General features: G+C 67.6%; 13 protein-coding genes. 5 read left to right on the forward strand and 8 right to left on the reverse strand.

Annotated features, from left to right (window positions below):
* The 3 genes from QUV18_RS07015 to QUV18_RS07025 are packed head-to-tail and all read right to left on the reverse strand — an operon-like array spanning window position 1 to window position 3,151.
* The gene (locus tag QUV18_RS07015; RefSeq protein ID WP_300892821.1) at window positions 1-1,326 is read right to left on the reverse strand and encodes an AMP-binding protein; all 1,326 of its coding nucleotides are present in this window, start codon (window positions 1,324-1,326) and stop codon (window positions 1-3) included.
* Window positions 1,323-1,979, reverse strand: coding sequence for a TetR/AcrR family transcriptional regulator (locus QUV18_RS07020; RefSeq protein ID WP_300892822.1), 657 nt, complete (start codon window positions 1,977-1,979; stop codon window positions 1,323-1,325). Before QUV18_RS07020 ends, QUV18_RS07015 begins: the two co-directional genes overlap by 4 nt.
* Window positions 1,961-3,151, reverse strand: coding sequence for an acyl-CoA dehydrogenase family protein (locus QUV18_RS07025; RefSeq protein WP_300892824.1), 1,191 nt, complete (start codon window positions 3,149-3,151; stop codon window positions 1,961-1,963). Before QUV18_RS07025 ends, QUV18_RS07020 begins: the two co-directional genes overlap by 19 nt.
* Window positions 3,152-3,298: 147 nt before the next feature.
* On the opposite strand from QUV18_RS07025, the gene QUV18_RS07030 reads away from it, so the two are divergent.
* The 5 genes from QUV18_RS07030 to QUV18_RS07050 are packed head-to-tail and all read left to right on the forward strand — an operon-like array spanning window position 3,299 to window position 8,910.
* Complete coding sequence (locus QUV18_RS07030; RefSeq protein ID WP_300893241.1) at window positions 3,299-4,204, forward strand: SDR family oxidoreductase; 906 nt, start codon at window positions 3,299-3,301, stop codon at window positions 4,202-4,204.
* A 9-nt stretch (window positions 4,205-4,213) separates the two neighbouring features.
* The gene (locus tag QUV18_RS07035) at window positions 4,214-5,086 is read left to right on the forward strand and encodes a MaoC family dehydratase (protein ID WP_300892825.1); all 873 of its coding nucleotides are present in this window, start codon (window positions 4,214-4,216) and stop codon (window positions 5,084-5,086) included.
* Window positions 5,083-6,516 (forward strand): OB-fold domain-containing protein, encoded by a 1,434-nt coding sequence (locus QUV18_RS07040; protein ID WP_300892826.1) that lies wholly within the window; start codon window positions 5,083-5,085, stop codon window positions 6,514-6,516. Before QUV18_RS07035 ends, QUV18_RS07040 begins: the two co-directional genes overlap by 4 nt.
* An 18-nt stretch (window positions 6,517-6,534) precedes the next feature.
* Window positions 6,535-7,740 (forward strand): acetyl-CoA acetyltransferase, encoded by a 1,206-nt coding sequence (locus QUV18_RS07045; protein ID WP_300892828.1) that lies wholly within the window; start codon window positions 6,535-6,537, stop codon window positions 7,738-7,740.
* Between the two features lie 3 nt (window positions 7,741-7,743).
* Window positions 7,744-8,910, forward strand: a complete 1,167-nt coding sequence (locus QUV18_RS07050; protein WP_300892829.1) for an acyl-CoA dehydrogenase family protein — start codon at window positions 7,744-7,746, stop codon at window positions 8,908-8,910.
* 19 nt (window positions 8,911-8,929) lie between these two features.
* Here QUV18_RS07050 and QUV18_RS07055 read toward each other — a convergent pair whose 3' ends face one another.
* Genes QUV18_RS07055 through QUV18_RS07075 form a run of 5 tightly spaced genes read right to left on the reverse strand, consistent with a single transcriptional unit; the run spans window position 8,930 to window position 14,619 of the window.
* The gene (locus tag QUV18_RS07055; RefSeq protein WP_300892830.1) at window positions 8,930-9,871 is read right to left on the reverse strand and encodes a GTP-binding protein; all 942 of its coding nucleotides are present in this window, start codon (window positions 9,869-9,871) and stop codon (window positions 8,930-8,932) included.
* Complete coding sequence (locus QUV18_RS07060; protein WP_300892832.1) at window positions 9,868-10,902, reverse strand: AsnC family transcriptional regulator; 1,035 nt, start codon at window positions 10,900-10,902, stop codon at window positions 9,868-9,870. Before QUV18_RS07060 ends, QUV18_RS07055 begins: the two co-directional genes overlap by 4 nt.
* Window positions 10,903-10,917: 15 nt before the next feature.
* A complete protein-coding gene (locus QUV18_RS07065) occupies window positions 10,918-12,051 on the reverse strand; it encodes an NAD(P)/FAD-dependent oxidoreductase (protein WP_300892833.1) in 1,134 nt (377 codons plus the stop codon).
* Window positions 12,052-12,088: 37 nt separating this feature from the next.
* Window positions 12,089-13,120, reverse strand: coding sequence for an ABC transporter permease (locus tag QUV18_RS07070; protein ID WP_300892834.1), 1,032 nt, complete (start codon window positions 13,118-13,120; stop codon window positions 12,089-12,091).
* A complete protein-coding gene (locus QUV18_RS07075; RefSeq protein ID WP_300892836.1) occupies window positions 13,120-14,619 on the reverse strand; it encodes a sugar ABC transporter ATP-binding protein in 1,500 nt (499 codons plus the stop codon). The genes QUV18_RS07070 and QUV18_RS07075 overlap by 1 nt, the downstream gene beginning before the upstream one ends.
* Window positions 14,620-14,622 lie beyond the last annotated feature (3 nt).

Below are 14,622 nucleotides of genomic sequence, written 5' to 3' on the forward strand. Positions count from 1 at the left end.
TCAATGTCGTATCAGGCGTTGGGCCTTGTGGGTGGCCCGGGGCAACGCGCCGTCCGGCACGATCTCGACATGGGCGCGGATGTTGAGCACGCGCTTGATCTCTGCCGCGACGGTATCGGCGGACGTCCCGCCGGGCGCCTCGACCTTGAGCCGGATGCCCTTGAGCATCCCGGTCTCCGTCTCGCGCACCGTATCGTCTATGACGATCTGGTATTCGTCCGCCAGCCCGCCGATCGAACGCACGACATCCTCGATGGCAGAGGGAAAGACATTGATGCCCCGCACGATCAGCATGTCGTCGGCCCGGCCGCGCACGCCGCCGACCAGCCGCGCATGGGTGCGGCCACAGCTGCAAGGCGTGCTGTCGCGCACGACGATATCGTTCGTCTTCCAGCGCAGAAGCGGCCCGGCCTGCTTGTCCAGGTGCGTGACCACGAGCATCCCGGGCGTGCCGTCGGGCACGGGCATGTGGGTTTCGGGATCGAGGATCTCGGCATAGACGAAATCCTCGGCAATATGCCCGCCCTGCCGGTGCGCACATTCCCCGGCGATGGGCTGGAACTCGAGACAGCCATAGGCGTCGAAACATCCGGCGTTCCAGAGCGTCTCGATCCGCTTGCGCGTGGCCGGTACGCCGGCGCCCGGTTCCCCGCCGACCATGATCTTGTCGACACGCGTTTCGGCCGGGTCGATGCCCCGGCGAAGCATCTCCTCGCCGAGGTGGATGATGAAGGACGGCGTGCCGCACAGTGCCGTCGTGCCGAACTCGCGCATGGTCCGGATCTGGCGCTCGGTGTCCTGGCTGCCCGCCGGGATGCAGGTTGCCCCCGCCCGCTGGTAGCCCATGGTCGCGCCAAGGCCGCCGACGAACCAGGCATAGGTGAAGAGGCACTGGAAAACGTCGCCGGGCCCGACCCCCTGGGCACGCGCGTTGCGCGCGTAGAGGTCGGCCCAACGGTCGAGGTCGAACTGCGTCCAGAACTGCGGCATGGGCGCGGCCGTGGTTCCCGAGGAAAAGTGGATGCGGCGCAGGTCTTCCCGCGGCGCAGCCACGAAGCGGCCCATCGGCGGGGCCTCGGCCACGGAGGCCACGAAATCGGCCTTGCCGGTCATCGGCAGGCGCCGCAGGTCATCGAAACTTCCCAGATCGCCCGGCGCGAACCCCGCCTCGCCAAGCACGTCCGCGTAATGCAGGCTGTGCCGCGCCAGGTAATCCAGCTGCCGCGACAGCGCGCAGAGCTGGTCCGCCTCGATCCGGTCGCGGCTTCGCACCTCCACCTCGTCCCAGACAGACGCGTGCGGCGCCTCGGCCATCTTCAGGTTCATGTCTTCCCCCCCAGGCCCTGCATGGCGAATTGCGTGATCGTCGCAATGAGGGCCGCGTTTTCCTTGGCGCTTTTCGAATGCTCGGGCCGGAACCAGACCGTCGTCCAGTTCAGGGCACCGAGAAACGCCTTGACCACCAGCTTGACGTTCTGCTGCGGGATCGTGCCCGCCTCCATCGCGCGGCTGATTTCCTGGGCAAAGAGCCCCTCGTACTCGTCCCGCAGCTTGAGCAGGTGGCGGATACGGTCGCGCTGTTCCTCGGTGGTCTGCCCTTCCATGTGCATCTCGACGCTCTGGACCGCGACACGCTGGTAGGGAAAATTCTCGACGATGACGCTCAGATGCGCCTCGCTCATGGCCCGCAGGCGGGCCAGCGGCTCCTCGTGGGCCTGTTGGCCGCTCTTGATCGCCGCCATGTCCATTTCCATGGCGGACAGGTGAACGTCGAAGAAAAGGTCGATCTTGCTGCGATAGTAGTAATAGATCTGCCCCTTGGTCGCCCCGAGAACATCGGCCACGTCGTCGATGCTCGTCGGCGCGAAGCCCTTCTGCATGAATGCCTGCGCAGCCGCGTCGAGGATGATCCGCCGGCGGCGTTCGGCCTTGGCCGAATGCTTGCTCCCCTCGGCGGTGGCTAGATTGCCTTTTTGCATGTCTCTTGTGCCCTCTCCAGATACTCGCTCTTGATCGCGCGGCCGAGAACGACGCGCTGGATCTCCGACGTGCCTTCGTAGATCTCGGTCGCCTTCTGGTCGCGATAGATACGTTCGACTATAGAGGGTTTCACATAACCTTGTCCGCCCAGCATCTGCACGCCGAGATCCGCCGCCTCGTGCGCGGATTCGGAACAGAAGAGCTTTGCCTGCGCGCCGATGGTCACCACGTTCTGCCCGCGATCATAGGCCCGGGCCGCCTCGACCGCCAGCATCCGACCGGCGCTGATGCGCGTGGCGAGGTTGGCCAGCCGGAAGCTGAGCGCCTGGTGGTCGATAAGCCGCTTGCCGAACGTCTCCCGCGTGACCGAATGATCGGCGGCCGCGTCGAAGGCCGCGCAGGCCAGCCCGGAAGACTGGAACGCCACCGAGATGCGGCCCACGTTCAGCGTCTTCAGCGCCAGCTTGAGCGCCTCGCCCGGCGGGGCGAGCATCTGGTCGCCCGAGACCCGGCAATCGAGCTGCACGACCGCGTTCACGGTGCCGCGCATGCCCATCTTGTCCTCGCGCTGGTCGTCCTTGAGGCCGGGCGTATCCTTGTCGACGACGAAGGCGGCGATGCCACGGCTGCCCGAACCCGGCTTGGTTTGCGCGAAGACGACATAGGCGTCGCAGTTGCTGCCATTGCCGATCCAGCATTTCTCGCCCTGGATGAGCCAGTCATCGCCATCGGGGGTCGCCCGCGTCTCGAGCCGCGCCGGGTCCGATCCCGCGTTCCGCTCGCTCAGCGCGAAGGAGATCGTCTTGCCGCGCCCATCGGCCGAGAAGGTGAGGTACTTCCGCTTGATCTCGTCGCTTCCGGCCAGCAGCACCGGCAGGGCGCCAAGCTGCAGGGTGGCGACGATGCCGCTGGTCGAAGCGCAGCCATAGGCGATGGCCTCGACCACCGCGCCGAAGGCCTCGAGCGAGGCCCCCCCGCCGCCATGCGAGCGCGGCAGGAACATCGAGGCAATGCCAGAGCTTCGCAGAAGCGCTTCGTTCTCAACGGGATAACGCTGGTTCTGGTCGATCTCGGCCGCGCGCGCCGCGAATTCGCGCGTGGTCAGATCGGTCGCGATGGCCCGCCAGCGCCGGGCGTCTTCGCTGTAAGACGGTTCCCAAATTACAGTCATCTTTTCTCCGGATTTGGGGGCGCCGGATAGCAGGCGCCAGTTCGCTCTTGAAAAAATATACTTAGTAGTATTATTTTGTCAACGTCAGATTGCCGGGCCACCCCCGGCACTTCAATCGCATCGAGAGGAGGCCAGAGAGTGGCGGAAATGCTGAAGGACAGGGTTGTCGCGGTCACGGGCGCCGCGCGGGGAATCGGCAGGGAGGTCGCCCTGCTCTGCGCACGCGAGGGCGCGGCCGTCGTCGTCAACGACTTCGGGGGGTCCGCCAGCGGCGAGGGCGGCGACAGCGCGCCCGCCGACGAGGTCGTGCGCGAAATCGAGCAGGCGGGCGGCTCGGCGGTGGCGAACATGGCGTCTATCTCCGAGCCGGAGGGCGCCGAATCGATCATCCAGGACGCCGTGACCAAGTTCGGTCGGATCGACGCCGTGGTGAACAATGCCGGCTTCCTGCGGGATGCCATCTTCCACAAGATGTCGATCTCGGACTGGCAGGCCGTCGTGAATGTCCACCTGAACGGGTATTTCTACGTCGCCAAGGCCGCCGCCCGGTATTTCCGCGAACAGGAATCGGGCTCCTACGTCAATTTCACCTCGACCTCCGGCCTGATCGGCAACGTCGGTCAGGCGAATTACTCTGCCGCCAAGATGGGCGTCGTCGGGCTGTCGAACTCGATCGCGCTCGACATGCAGCGTTACGGCGTGCGGTCGAACTGCATCGCCCCCTTCGCATGGAGCCGGATGACCGCCGGCATTCCCGCCACCACCGAGGCCGAAAAACAGCGTGTCGAACGGTTCAAGTCGATGAGCGCCGACAAGGTCGCCTCTCTCGCGGCCTTCCTCTGCGCCGATGTCAGCCGGGACGTGACCGGCCAGATCTTCTCGGTCCGGAAGAACGAGATCTTCCTTTTCAACCGCCCCCTGCCCATCCGGTCCGCCCACCGCGGCGAGGGCTGGACGGTCGAAAGCATCGCCTCCGACCTGATCCCGGCCTTCCGGGCAAGCTTTCACCCGCTTCAGAAATCCGCCGAGGTGTTCCCTTGGGATCCGATCTGAGGGTCGCGCATGCCACTTGATCCCGACACCCTGCAGCGGCACATGCCGCTCGAGACGCGCCATGACCTGACATGGCAGCAGACGGTGCTCTATGCCCTCGGCGCGGGCGTGGGCCTCGAAGATGCCACCGGGCCGGAAGCCATGCGGCTTGCCTACGAGACGGACCTGGCCGCGCTGCCCAGCATGGCCAGCATCCTTGCCTATCCCGGCTTCTGGCAGAAGCAAGAGCGGTTCGGCCTGACCTGGCAGAAGATCCTGCACGGCGAACAATCGGTGCGGATACACCGGACCCTGCCGGTCGAGGGCCGGCTGCGCGGCGTGACGACGATCGACGGCATTTTCGACAAGGGCGCCGAGAAGGGCGCGCTGGTCTACTCGCGGCGGGAGATCTTCGAGGAAAGCTCGAACGCGCTCGTTGCCACGATCGTCCAAGGCTCGTTCCTGCGCGGCGACGGCGGCTTCGGCGGAAGTTCCGCCGGCGCGCCGGTGCCGCACCCGGTGCCCGAACGTGCGCCCGACAAGACACTCGACCTCGCCACCCAGCCGGGCCAGGCCCTGCTCTACCGCTTGTCGGGGGATTTCAACCCGCTGCATGTCGATCCCGAGGTCGCCCGGCAGGGCGGCTTCGACCGGCCCATCCTGCACGGGCTGTGCACCTACGCGGTGGCGACCCGGGCCCTCGTCACCCTGCTGTGCGGCGGCAACCCCGACAGGCTTCGGCGCATCGATTGCCGGTTCTCGCGGCCGGTCTACCCGGGCGAGACGATCTCCGTCCGGTGCTGGCACGAGGCACCGGGGCGGGCGGCCTTCCAGGCCAGCGTTCGCGAACGCGACCTCATTGTACTGACCAACGGCTATGCCGAGTTCGAGGAGACGACATGACCTCCATCCTGGCCTCCGGGGCCTACATTCCCCGCCTGCGCCTCCAGCGCAGCGCCATCGCAGCCGCGCATGGCTGGTTCGCCCCCGGCCTGCGCGGCCTCGGAAAGGGCGAACGCGCGTTCGGCAGCTGGGACGAAGACGCCGTGACCATGGCCGTCGAAGCCGCCCGCAACTGCCTTGAAGATTGCGACCGCGACCGCATCGACAGCGTCGTGCTGGCCTCGGCCACCCTGCCCTTCGCCGAGCGCCAGAACGCCGCGATCCTCAAGGAGGCCCTTACCCTTCGCGACGATGTCTTCGCGGTGGATTGCGGCGGCGGCCAGCGTGCGGGCCTTTCCGCGCTGGTCCAGGCCCTGCGGGGCGGCACCGCCGGGCAGACTCTTTGCATTGCCTCGGAGCGGCCCCTCGCCCTGCCCGCCTCGGAAGACGAGATGCACCAGGGCGACGCGGCGGCGGCGTTCCTGCTGGGCGACGGTCCGGGCGTGGCCGAGGTGCTGGCCACCCACGCGGTGACCTTCGATTTCGTCGACCGCTTCCGCGAAAGCGACCGCGACCACGGCTATGCATGGGAAAGCCGCTGGGTCCGGGAAGAGGCGTTCGGCCGGATCGTGCCGGATGCCGTCGGCGCCGCGCTGGCGAAGGCGGGGCTCCCGGCCGGGGAGGTGACGCATTTCATCATGCCGTCGCCGCTGCGCGGGGCCCAGGCGCTGGTCTGCCGGAAAACCGGCATCCCGGCCGAGGCGGCATGCGACACCTTCGCGGCAACGGTCGGCGATGCCGGCGGCGCGCACGCGCTCCTGATGCTGTCGCACGCGCTCGAAACGGCGGCCGAGGGCGACATCATACTGGCCGCCGGCTTCGGCTCCGGCTGCGATGTCCTGATCCTGCGGCGCACCGGCGGCACGTCGCGGCCCCGCCTGGCGGTCTCCGACTGGCTGGAGCGGCGCGCGGTCAGCGACAACTACATGAAGTTCCTGGTCTTCAACGACCGCATCGCCATCGAGAAGGGCATGCGCGCCGAGTTCGACCAGAAACAACCGATGACCGCGCTCTGGCGCAACCGCAAGGCGGTGCTCGGCCTGGTCGGCGGGCGCTGCACCCGGACCGGCGCGGTGCAGTTCCCGAAAAGCGACATCAGCGTCAACCCCAATGCGCATGCCGTCGGCACGCAGGAGGATTACAAGCTGGCCGAGCGGCGGGCGACCATCGTCACCTTCACCGCCGACCGCCTGACCTACACGCTGGATCCGCCCGGCTGTTACGGCATGGTCGAGTTCGACGGCGGCGGCAGGATGTATGCCGAGTTCTGTGACGTGGAGGCCGACACGCTCGAGGTCGGCCAGCCGATGCGCATGATGTTCCGGGTCAAGTCCTTCGACGAGATGCGGGGGTTTCGGCGGTATTTCTGGAAAGCGGCGCCCGCCGGTTGAGCGGGGAAAGGACGGACAATGGCACGTGGAATCAAGGACAAGGTCGCGATCCTCGGAATGGGATGCGCGCGATTTGGCGAACGCTGGGAAGCGGATGCCGACACCCTGATGGTGGAAGCCTACGAGGAAGCCCTCGAGGATGCCGGCATCGAGACCGGGCAGCTTGACGCCGCCTGGCTTTCGGTCGGGTTCGATGCGCTCAATATCGGGCCGTCGGGCATTCCCGCCTCGATGGCGCTTCGGCTCGACAACGTGGCGGTGACCAAGGTCGAGAACTACTGTGCCTCGGGCACGGAAGCGCTGCGCGGGGCGGTCTATGCCGTGGCAAGCGGCGCGGCCGACATCGCGCTCGCCATCGGCGTGGAAAAGCTGAAGGACACCGGCTATGGCGGCCTTCCCGTGCGCACCCGCGGCACGACCTTCGACATGATCGGCGTCGTCGGCAGCGCCCCGGGCAATTTCGCCCAGCTGGCCGAAGCCTATCGCAACCGGCACGGCATCTCGCGCGACGAGCTCAAGCGCGCCATGGCGCACGTGTCGGTCAAGAGCCATGACAACGGCGCCATGAACCCCAAGGCCCACCTGCGCAAGCGGATCGACATCGACACCGTGCTGCAGGCGCCGATGGTCGCGGCACCGCTGGGGCTCTACGATTGCTGCGGCGTCAGCGACGGGGCCGCCTGCGCGATCGTCACGACGCCGGAAATCGCGCGACGCCTCGGCAAGACCGACCTCGTCACCGTGAAGGCGCTGCAACTGGCCGTGTCCAACGGGTGGGAGCTTCAGGGCCAAGGCTGGGACGGCAGCTATTTCCACACCACCCGCCTGGCCGCGGACCGCGCCTACAAGGAGGCCGGGGTCAGCAAGCCGGAGGCGCAGATCGACCTGATGGAAGTGCATGACTGCTTCTCCATCACCGAGCTGGTGACGATGGAGGATCTCCGGGTGTCCGAGCCGGGCCGCGCGGTGGCCGACGTGCTTGACGGGAAGTTCGACGCCGACGGCGCGATCCCCTGCCAGATCGACGGCGGGCTGAAATGCTTCGGCCACCCGGTCGGCGCCTCCGGGCTTCGGATGATCTACGAGAACTACCTTCAGCTTCTCGGCCGCGCCGGCGAGCGACAGCGCCAGGACAACCCGAAACTGGCGCTCTCCCACAACCTCGGCGGGATGCCGAACCAGAACGTGGCGGCGATCGCCCTTGTCGGCCTGGAAGGGGTTTGAGGCGTGGAGTCCGATACGCTTGAACAGGTCCGCCGCACCGTCGAACGCTTCACCCGCGAACGGCTGGTCCCGATCGAGGAAGAGGTCGCGGACAAGGACGAGGTCCCCGCGGAGATCCTGCAGGAAATGCGCGACATGGGCCTTTTCGGCCTCACCGTGCCGGAGGAATACGGCGGGCTCGGCCTGAGCTCGGCCGAGGAAATCGAGCTCATGCTCGAACTGACATGGGCCGCCGCGGCCTTCCGCTCGCAGATCGGCATCAACCTCGGGCTCGGCTCGCAGGCCATCCTCAAGGACGGCACCGAGGATCAGAAGCGACGCTGGCTTCCCGGCATCGCCTCGGGCGAGGTCGTGACAAGCTTCTGCTTGACCGAACCCGGCTCGGGCTCCGACGCGGCCTCGCTCCGGACCAGGGCGGAACGCGACGGCGACGCGTACGTCCTGAACGGCACCAAGCGCTACATCACCAATGCGCCAAGTGCGGGGCTGTTCCTTGTCATGGCGCGCACGAGCGAGAAGGACCTGCCCCGCAACGCCCACGTGACCGCGTTCCTCGTTCCGGCCGACACGCCCGGCCTGCGCATCGGCGCGAAGGACCGCAAGATGGGCCAGGCCGGGGCGTGGTCGGCGGATGTCTACCTCGACGACGTGCGCGTGCCGGCCGATGCGATCATCGGCGGCACCGAGGGGCGCGGCTTCGCCACCGCCATGAAGTCGCTTGACCGGGGCCGGATCAACGTGGCCGCGGTCTGTGTCGGGCAGGCCCGTCGCATTCAGCACGAGGCCGTCCGCTACGCCGCCGAGCGCGTGCAGTTCGGCCGTCCGATCGGCGAGTTCCAACTGGTCCAGGCGATGCTTGCCGACAGCCAGGCCGAGCTTCAGGCGGGCCTGGCCATGCTGCGCGACGTCGCCCGGCGGTTCGATACCGGGCAGCGCATCTCGACCGAGGCCTCCTGCGCCAAGCTGTTCTGTTCGGAAATGGTCTGCCGGGTCGCGGACCGGGCGGTGCAGATCCACGGCGGCGCCGGCTACATGCGCGACAGCGCGGTCGAGCGGCTGTACCGCGATGTCAGGCTCTTCCGCATCTACGAAGGCACGACGCAGATCCAGCAGCTGATCATCGGCGGCAACCTGGTCAAGGCGGCACAAGCGGATGGCGGGGCCGGCTAGGCCACGCCACCCCGTCCCCTCAGGCCAGGCAGGCCGACAGCCTGTCCGACACCCAGTTCCGGTCGATGTTGCGCCCGATGATCACGATGGAGCTTTGCCGCGGCGCGTCGCCCCAGTCGCCCACCACGTCCCCGTCGATGAGCGCCTGCACCCCGTGAAAGGCAAAGCGGCGATCCTCGCCCGCGAAATCTATGATCCCCTTGATGCGCAGGATGTCTTCGCCCCGCAGGGCGATGAACTGCTGCACGAAACGGGAAAAGGCCGTGAAATCCAAGGGCTGATCGAGCAGGAAGCTCTCCGACCCGATCGACGTGTCATGCGACACGCCCTGCGCGAACTGCAGGTCGGCGGGAATGCTGCCCAGCTCGTAGGCGTTCAGCCCGACGAGGTCGGCAAAGGCCGGCGCGGCCGGGTTCGACCGGCGGATGTCGGCGCCGGGATTGTAGCGGCGGATCAGCGTCTCGACCCGGCTTGCCATCGCCGGGGCGACCAGGTCGGTCTTCGTCAGGATGACCCGGTCGGCCAGGGCGATCTGCCGGGCCGCGATCTCGTCCCGGCCAAGCTGCCTGTCCAGGTTGACCGCATCCACCATCGTGACGATCCCGTCGAGCCGGAAATGGTCGGACGGCCCGTCGGACAGCAGGAAGCTCTGCGCCACCGGCGCGGGATCGGCCAGGCCGGAGGTCTCGATCACCACGTGATCGAAACTGTCCCGCCGTTCCGCCAGCCCGGTCAGCGCCTCGATCAGGTCGCCCCGCACCGTGCAGCACAGGCACCCGTTCGACAGCTCGATCACCGACTCGTCGGACCGCTCGACAAGCGCCCCGTCGATGCCCAGCGCCCCGAACTCGTTCACCACCACGGCGAACCGCGTGCTCTGCCGCGACCGGATCAGGGCATTCAGAAGCGTGGTCTTGCCGGCGCCCAGGTAGCCGGTCAGGACGCTCACCGGGTGTTTCATGTCTCGGCCCCCTCGCGCACCGGCTCGGCCTGCGCCGGCTCTTCCGCCGGGGGCTGCCCGTATTGCACACTGCGGTAATACAGCTCGGTGCATAGCAGCGTGTCGATGCTTCGGATACCCTCGACCTCCTTCATGCGCTCGCCCAGCAGCTGCCGAAGCTCTGCCTTGCTCCGGCAGATGACCTCGACCAGCAGGTCTGCGGCGCCCGTGCACGCGGCGACATAGGCGATATGCTCCAGCGCCGCGATACTCTGCGTCGCCCGGCGCAGCGAGTGGCCGTTCTCCAGCTTGAGGCGCAGCCAGCAATGGGTGGTATAGCCCAGCGACACCGGGTTCGTCAGCGCGTGCACCTTCATCTCGCCGCTGGACAGCAACGCGTTGAAGCGCTTGCGGATGTAGCTTTCGGACACCTGCATGTCCTCGGCCAGCTTGTGAAACGTGGCCCGGCCGTTCCGGCTGAGCAGCGTGATCAGGCGCCGGTCGGTCTCGTCGAGAACGTCGGCCTCCGCCTCGAACATCTCGAACCGGGGCTCGAACGCCTCCTGCACGTCGTCCCAAACCGGCTGCTGGTAGGCGAGGCCGATATAGGGGTGCACCTCCACCGCCGCCACGTCCGCGTGCCCGCTGACCTGCCGCTCGATGAAACGGCGCATCTCGATATCGTCGGTCCCGAGCACCTCGATCAGCACGTCCCACTGGCCCAGCGTGATTGCCACGTAGTCGATCACCGGATGCGCCAGCATCTCGCGGACGAAGCCCTCGGCACTGCAACCGCCGCGCAGGCGGATCAGGATGATCGCCATGGACCGGAAGCCCAGCTTCGCCGGGTTGCAGACCGGCGCGACCTGGATCACCCCCCGGCTGACAAGCTGTTCGACCTTCCGCGCCACCAGCCGCTCGGGCTGGCCGGTCTTCCGGGCGAGCTGCACGAAGGATTCCCGCCCGTTCGCCTGCAGCATACGGATCAGCGCCATGTCGAGCTCGTCGAACCCGTCGCCGCCATCGGCATCGGCCGGCAGGATATACAGCACCCAGTCCCTCGCTTTCTACGGCAAAGCCGCGGTCACATCGCTATGCGCGGCCACGTTTATCCGGTTTTGCAGGGCGACGGAACGCCCCAACGACCAGATCAGCAACGATCTCAGATCGGCCAGCGGCGCCGGCCAGCGCGTGCCGATCCGCCCGTAGAAGCGCGAGAACCGCTGCGTCGCCTCGACAACCGGCCGGTGCCGGCGCACCCATTCAGACAGGCCTGCCTCCAGCGTCTTGCCCTCGTGCACGCAGCGCGCCAGCATGAAGCCCGACTGCACCGACACCCCGGCCCCCTGCCCCAGGTTCGGCGACATCGCATGCGCCGCGTCCCCCAGCAGGGCCAGTTTGCCCACGTGCCAGTTCTCGCAGTTGATATCCCGGAACTCCGACGCGGTGCCATTGTCCTCGAGCCGCGCCAGGTAGGTCTCGAGATGCGGAAACTGCTCCACCCAGCTGACCACGTCCGGCGGACAGGCCGACCCGCGCGTGTCGCGCGTCGGACAGCACAGGTACAGGTAGATATGTTCGGGGCTCACCGGGATGACGCCCACGCGCCGCCCTTCCCGGGTCCAGTATTCCAGGCACTTGTTGCGGATTTCCACGTCGTCGCTGCGCCGCTTGATCAGGTAGCGCCCGCCCCCGTCGGCCAGCGGCGTCACCACGTTCCGCCCCGGCATCGACGCCCGCACCGCCGAGCCCACGCCATCCGCCCCGATCACCAGGTCGGCGGGCCGCGACGTGCCGTCGGCCATCAACAGCGCCCCGTCCGTCGTGGCACCGGCCACCGGGCTGTCGGTCAGGATCTCGACCCCCGCCAGCCGCGCCTGCCGCGCCAGCGCCGCGTGAAGCGTGCCGCGTTCCACCGTGAACAGGCGCGAGTCGCCGCCCATCATCCACCCCGATTGCAGCAACCGCGCCCGGTGATCGCGGATTTCCCAGTGCTTGTTGGGCTCGCCATTGTGCACCGCGTCCTCGTAGGCGCCCAGGTTCTCCAGCACCCGCAGGGCGTTCTCCCAGACGAAGATCCCCGCACCGATTTCCCGCAGCGCACTGTCTTTTTCATGGATCGTCACGGAATGGCCGCGTTGGGCAAAGGCTGTGGCGGCGGTCAGCCCGGCAAGGCCCGCACCCGAGATTTCGATATGCATTGATTGGTCTCCGAAAGATGTAGTCGTTGGCGCGGCGTCACCCGCGCGGATTGAGAAGCCTCGAGCGGAAATTGTCCGCGATGACGGCGAAGATCAGGATCAGGCCGATCACGACCAGCTGAAGGTAGCTGTCCACCTGCGCGAGGTTCATGCCGTTCTGCACCAGCGAGATGAACAGCGCCCCGAGGATCACGCCGGTCACGCTTCCCGCCCCGCCGCTCAGGCTCGCCCCGCCGATCACGCAGGCGGCGATGGTCTCCAGCGGCATGGTCGCCCCCACGTTCGCCTCGCCGCTCATCATCCGCGCGGTCAGCATGACCCCCGTCACCCCCGCCAGCGTGCCGCCGATGGCATAGGCCAGGAAGGTCAGCCGCCCGGTGTCGATCCCCGAAAGCCGCGCCGCCTTCACGTTGCCCCCGATCGCGTAGAGATGCCGGCCGAACCCCGTCCGGCCCAGGAGGAAGGCCAGCCCCGCCGCAAGCGTCAGCGCCACCCAGATCGGCAGCGGTATGCCGAACAGCACCCCGTAGCCCAGCACGTTGCCCAGCGACGCGGGCAGCCCCGTCACCGGCGTCCCGCTGGTCGCGAACAGCGCCAGCCCGAACCCGATCGAGGTCATCGACAGCGTCATCATGAACGGCTGAACCTGGAACACCGCCACGCCGATGCCGTTGATCATGCCCAGCACGGTGCCGGCCAACAGCCCGGCGAGGATGCCCAGCACCAGCGCCAGCGCCACAGCGTCAGGGGCGACCGACAGGATACCGGTCATCGTGATCGCCCCCGAAACCGACGCCACCGCGATGATCGTGCCGACCGACAGGTCGATCCCGGCCACCAGCAGCACCATGAACTGCGCCAGCGACGCGATCACCAAGTAGCTGGATTGCCGCGCCACGTTCAGAAGGTTGCGCGTGCTCAGGAAATGGTCCGACAGGAAGCCGAAGATCAAAAGGCAGACCACCATCAGGAACGGCAGCACCCCGACCTTCAGGAATATCTTCTTGAGCCACGCCATCGGTCCGGCCTTTCCAGTCGCCAGGACGGCGTTTCGGGTTTCCGTTCTCATCACGCGAACATCCTTTCGAGAATCTTGTTTTCATTGATCTCCTCCCCCGCCAGCGGCCCGGCGACACGGCCCTCGCACATGACGTGCACGCGCGAACACAGGTTGAGGATTTCCGTCAGGTCGGACGAGATCATCAGCACCGCGACACCCCGCGCCGCCAGGTCGGCGACAAGGCGGTAGATCGCGGCGCGCGCGTTCACGTCGACGCCCACCGTGGGCTCGTCGAGGATCAGCAGCTTCAGGTCTCCGGCGATCGCCTTGGCAAACAGCACCTTCTGCTGGTTGCCGCCGGAAAACAGGATCATGTTCCGCTCGATGTCGAGCGGCCGAAGGTCCACCCGCTCGGCCACCTCCTGCGCCTTCCGCGCCTCCTCCCGGCGCGAGACCACGCCGTAACTTCCCGCCCCCGCCCCGTTGCCGGACCGGATCGAGATGTTGAACCGCGCGCCCTGCGTCAGGATCAGGCCCTCGGCCTTCCGGTCCGACGGCAGGTAGTAAACCCCCTCGCGCATCCGCTTGCGGATGGACAGCCCGGCCACGTCCCGGCCGTTCAGCGATATCCGGCCATGGCGCACCCGTTCGAGCCCGGCAATGCACCGGCCCACATCGCTCTTGCCGCAGCCCACCAGGCCGGCCAGCCCCACGATTTCACCGGCCCCGACCCGGAAGGTGATGTCGGAAAACCCGCGCCCGCCCAGCCCGTCGACCGACAGGACGGGGGCCTCCGCCGGGTCGGACGGCGGCGGAATATCGGGAAACAGCGCCTGCACGTCCCGCCCGGCCATCATCCGGATCAGCTCGTCCTCGCTGGTCTCCGCATGGTCGAGCGTTCCGACGATCTTGCCGTCGCGCATCACGGTCACCCGGTCCGCCAGCCGGTGCAGCTCGGCCATCCGGTGCGTGATGTAGACGATCGCGATGCCGCGCGCGCGCAGCCTGTCGATCAGGTGGAACAGCTTCTCGCTTTCCGACGTGCTGAGCGACGCGGTCGGCTCGTCGAAGATCACCACCTTCTGATCGTCGCGGTATCCCTTGGCGATCTCGACCATCTGCTGCTGTGCGCGAGACAGGGTCGCGACGCGTGCCTCCGGATCGAGCCGGAAATCCAGGTCCTCGAGGATGCGCGCCGCCGCCTGCCGCATCCCGGCGCGGTCCAGCCCGAACCGGCCGCGGCGTTCCCGCCCGAGGAAGATGTTCTCGGTCACGGTCAGTTCACTGACCAGCGAGAACTCCTGGTAGACCGCGCTGATCCCCGCGCGCGACGCCTCGGCCACGCTGGCAAACCGGCACTCCTCGCCGTTCAGGATGACCCGGCCCGATGTCGCTTGCGCGGCACCGGACAGGATCGAGATAAGGGTCGACTTGCCGGCGCCGTTCTCGCCCAGCAGGACGTGCACCTCGCCCGCCCGGAACGTGACCGAGGCCGCATCGAGAGCCAGCACGCCGGGGAACCGCTTCGTCACGCGCTCCAGGCGCAGGATATCGCTCGGCTCGGTCACTGC

Origin of the sequence: Roseovarius sp. (genome assembly GCF_030373445.1) — a bacterium.
Taxonomy (GTDB): domain Bacteria; phylum Pseudomonadota; class Alphaproteobacteria; order Rhodobacterales; family Rhodobacteraceae; genus Roseovarius.

What these genes read in the sequence shown, in the direction of transcription:
- QUV18_RS07015 (WP_300892821.1), bottom strand. Translation starts at nt 1,326, where the DNA reads ATGAACCTGAAGATGGCCGAGGCGCCGCACGCGTCTGTCTGGGACGAG.
- QUV18_RS07020 (WP_300892822.1), bottom strand. Translation starts at nt 1,979, where the DNA reads ATGCAAAAAGGCAATCTAGCCACCGCCGAGGGGAGCAAGCATTCGGCC.
- QUV18_RS07025 (WP_300892824.1), bottom strand. Translation starts at nt 3,151, where the DNA reads ATGACTGTAATTTGGGAACCGTCTTACAGCGAAGACGCCCGGCGCTGG.
- QUV18_RS07030 (WP_300893241.1), top strand. Translation starts at nt 3,299, where the DNA reads ATGCTGAAGGACAGGGTTGTCGCGGTCACGGGCGCCGCGCGGGGAATC.
- QUV18_RS07035 (WP_300892825.1), top strand. Translation starts at nt 4,214, where the DNA reads ATGCCACTTGATCCCGACACCCTGCAGCGGCACATGCCGCTCGAGACG.
- QUV18_RS07040 (WP_300892826.1), top strand. Translation starts at nt 5,083, where the DNA reads ATGACCTCCATCCTGGCCTCCGGGGCCTACATTCCCCGCCTGCGCCTC.
- QUV18_RS07045 (WP_300892828.1), top strand. Translation starts at nt 6,535, where the DNA reads ATGGCACGTGGAATCAAGGACAAGGTCGCGATCCTCGGAATGGGATGC.
- QUV18_RS07055 (WP_300892830.1), bottom strand. Translation starts at nt 9,871, where the DNA reads ATGAAACACCCGGTGAGCGTCCTGACCGGCTACCTGGGCGCCGGCAAG.
- QUV18_RS07065 (WP_300892833.1), bottom strand. Translation starts at nt 12,051, where the DNA reads ATGCATATCGAAATCTCGGGTGCGGGCCTTGCCGGGCTGACCGCCGCC.
- QUV18_RS07070 (WP_300892834.1), bottom strand. Translation starts at nt 13,120, where the DNA reads ATGAGAACGGAAACCCGAAACGCCGTCCTGGCGACTGGAAAGGCCGGA.